At 71.3% G+C, this 1,070-nt stretch carries 1 protein-coding gene; it reads right to left on the bottom strand.

The window, feature by feature from the left end; genetic code table 11:
- A partial coding sequence (locus B4M60_RS12900) for an AAA family ATPase (protein WP_291084669.1) occupies positions 1-1,070 on the bottom strand: 1,070 nt, incomplete at both ends.

The following is a 1,070-nucleotide window of genomic DNA, read 5'->3' as shown; positions in this document are numbered from 1 at the left end:
GGGTGCGCCTTCTCGACCTCGTCCAGCAGGACGATCGTGTACGGCCTGCGCCGCACGGCCTCGGTGAGCTGCCCGCCGGCCTCGTAGCCCACGTAGCCGGGAGGCGCTCCCACCAGGCGCGAGACGCTGTGCTTCTCGGAGTACTCGCTCATGTCGATCCGGACCATGGCCCGCTCGTCGTCGAACAGGAACTCCGCGAGCGCCTTGGCCAGCTCCGTCTTGCCCACGCCCGTCGGGCCCAGGAAGAGGAAGGAGCCGGTGGGCCGGTTGGGGTCGGCGACCCCGGCGCGCGCGCGGCGCACGGCGTCGGACACCGCCCGGACCGCCTCGCCCTGACCCACGACCCGCCTGCCGATCTCGTCCTCCATGCGCAGCAGCTTCTCGGTCTCGCCCTGGAGCATCTTGCCCACGGGGATCCCGGTCCACGCGGAGACGACCTCGGCCACGTCCTCCGGCCCGACCTCCTCCTTGAGCATGGCGTTCGAGGCGGCGTCGCTCTCCTCGGCGTCGGCGAGCTGCTTCTCCAGCTCCGGCAGGCGGCCGTAGCGGATCTCGGCGACCCGCGCGTAGTCGCCCTCGCGCTCGGCCTTCTCGGACTCGGTGCGCAGCGCGTCGAGCTCCTCCTTGACCTTCTGCACGCCCTGGATGGCGGTCTTCTCGTTCTGCCAGCGGGCGGTGAGCTCGGCGAGCTTCTCCTTGGAGTCCGCGAGCTCGGCCTGGAGGGCGACGAGCCGGTCCTTGGACGCGGCGTCGGTCTCCTTCTGCAGCGCCACCTCCTCGATCTCCAGCCGCCGGACGATCCGCTCGACGGCGTCGATCTCCTCGGGCCGGGAGTCGATCTCCATCTTGAGCCGGCTCGCCGCCTCGTCGACCAGGTCGATCGCCTTGTCGGGCAGGAACCGCTGGGTGATGTACCGGTCCGAGAGGGTGGCCGCGGAGACCAGCGCCGAGTCGGTGATGCGCACGCCGTGGTGCACCTCGTACCGCTCCTTGAGCCCGCGCAGGATGCCGACCGTGTCCTCCACGCTCGGCTCGCCCACGTAGACCTGCTGGAAGCGGCGCTCGAGCGC

It is taken from the genome of Dietzia sp. UBA5065 (assembly GCA_002415925.1).
GTDB lineage: Bacteria > Actinomycetota > Actinomycetes > Mycobacteriales > Mycobacteriaceae > Dietzia.
Note: the sequence above shows the minus strand (reverse complement) of the source record. Positions and strands in the feature narration are given on the sequence as shown.